This window comes from Vibrio sp. EA2, from assembly GCF_033042495.1.
In the GTDB taxonomy this organism is placed as follows: Bacteria; Pseudomonadota; Gammaproteobacteria; order Enterobacterales; family Vibrionaceae; genus Vibrio.
The window spans coordinates 1-2,277 of the sequence record NZ_JAWLID010000038.1; the positions used below are offsets into that span (position 1 = coordinate 1).

The window sequence follows — 2,277 nt, forward strand, 5'->3', positions numbered from 1 at the left end:
TTCCTCCTTAGCTCAGTTGGTAGAGCGACGGACTGTTAATCCGCAGGTCGCTGGTTCGAGCCCAGCAGGAGGAGCCACTTTTAAGAAGCCGCATCACATGATGCGGCTTTTTTTTATCTATATATTCTCCCCTACCCAATCACGACTTTCACTCATTCCACCATCCCACATATAAAGCTTACTTCTTGAAAAACTTATTTCACGATAAAAATTTAATCTCCATCATAATTTAAACAAGCACTTGTAGGCGCTCATTTCCTTCTTCAATAAGATGCCTTGTCTATTCAATTTCTAAAATAAGCCATGCTTTGCATAGCAACTAAAAATTTGTGAGCCCAAATATGAAACTAAAAACTCAAGCCTATTTACTGTCTGCGATTATATTGCTGGCGTTGCTCGCATTAACCGCTACAGGATTATGGACTCTGAGAGTTGCAAGTAACCTTGATAACAAAGCTCGAGTGACAGAACTGTTCAAGAGCGCATATAGCATTCTGACCGAAGTAGAAGCAATGGCTGCAAGTGGTGAACTTCCGGAAGGTGAAGCAAAAGCACTGGCGACTCGCCTGCTTCGCAACAATATCTATAAAGACAATGAATACGTTTATGTTGCCGATGAGAACATGATGTTTGTCGCTGCGCCTCTCGATCCACAATTGCATGGCACCAGCTTCCATGACTTCAAAGACAGCAATAACAATAGCGTTGGCCAATTAATATTAGATATTTTGGATAACAAAACAGGCCAGATTGTCGAATATACATGGAGCCAAACACAAACCGACGGAAGCATTGAAGAGAAGCATTCAATAGCAGAAAAAACGCCTCACTGGGGATGGGTTGTAGGTACTGGTATTGGATTTAACGAGGTAAATGCACGTTTTTGGGCTACCGCACAATGGCAACTCATTCTATGCCTCTTCATTGCAGGTGCTATTCTTGCCAGCCTAATCATCGCCATCCGCAAGATGCTGAACGTATTAGGAGGTGAGCCTCATGACGTACGCCAAGCCGTTCAGGCGGTCTCTCAGGGCAATATCCAGACAAGTTTCGATACGGTCGCCCCAAAAGATAGTATTTACGATGCTGTGCAGAACATGAGTCAGTCTCTGGCAACAATGGTAACGAATCTCGATAGTTCTATGATCGCTCTGCGCTCAGAGTTATCCGCAGTTGAATCACGCTCTGGAACCATTGCTGATTTGACCCAATCACAACAGGAATCAACCGCTATGATTGCGACAGCGATGACAGAAATGGCCTCATCAGCTAATCAAGTCGCAACGTCAGCAAATGATACCGCGCGAAATACGGGTGAAGCAGACAAACAAAGCCAACAAACCCAATCACTGATCTGCAGTACAGTGGATAATATCCAGGGACTTGCAAATCAGTTAAATACAGCCAGTCTGGCGGTAGCTAATTTAGATCAGGATGTAAACAACATCGTCAAAGTCTTAGACGTTATTGGTGATATCGCAGAGCAAACTAACTTACTGGCGCTAAACGCAGCCATTGAAGCCGCTCGCGCGGGTGAGCAAGGCAGAGGGTTTGCGGTTGTGGCCGATGAAGTTCGCAAACTTGCTGGCCGCACTCAAGATAGTACCAAAGAGATCCAGAACATGATCTCAAACCTCCAGCAAGGTTCTCGCCATGCTATCCAAACAATGGAGATTTGCGCCGAGACCAGTCAAAGCACAGTCACACAGTCCCAAAGTGCTTCTGAAGCTCTACAACAGATAGTGACAGCATTAGAAGCCATTACGACAATGAGCCAACAAATCGCAACGGCCGCTGCGGAGCAAACCCATGTCAGCGACGATATTGCACACCGCATAAACCTGATTGAAGAAAGCGGTTATCAGCTAAATTCAGTGGTCACAGAGAGTCAATCAAGCACTCAAAGCCTGGCTTCTTTAGCGAATGATCTGGAAGGATGGGTCAATAAGTTCTCTGTAAAGCACTAGCTTAGAGCCAATTTACTAACTTAAAGCACGTTTTCAAACGTGCTTTATTATTTTTGGCTTACTAATCAGGCAAGCAAACTCGTCGTTTAATTCCCAAGAACGCTTAAAGCAAGGTGTATCACCATTTAAAACGCATAAAAACAGCCCACTCCGAGCACAATTTCATCAAACGATATTTTATTTGAATTTTATTGTTGACCTAAGAAGCGAAAAACCGTTTAATACACCTCGTCGCCCGGATAGCTCAGTCGGTAGAGCAGAGGATTGAAAATCCTCGTGTCGGTGGTTCGATTCCGCCTCCGGGCACCAC

General features: G+C 44.7%; 1 protein-coding gene and 2 tRNA genes. All 3 read left to right on the plus strand.

Translation table 11 applies throughout. The features are described from left to right. Window position 1: 1 nt before the first annotated feature. The 3 genes from RXX31_RS24560 (at window position 2) to RXX31_RS24570 (ending at window position 2,276) form a co-directional block, all read left to right on the plus strand. Window positions 2-77: transfer RNA gene (locus tag RXX31_RS24560), tRNA-Asn, on the plus strand. A gap of 264 nt (window positions 78-341) precedes the next feature. After that, complete coding sequence (locus tag RXX31_RS24565; RefSeq protein WP_317592200.1) at window positions 342-1,967, plus strand: methyl-accepting chemotaxis protein; 1,626 nt, start codon at window positions 342-344, stop codon at window positions 1,965-1,967. Between the two features lie 233 nt (window positions 1,968-2,200). After that, a tRNA-Phe gene (locus RXX31_RS24570) sits at window positions 2,201-2,276 on the plus strand. Window position 2,277 lies beyond the last annotated feature (1 nt).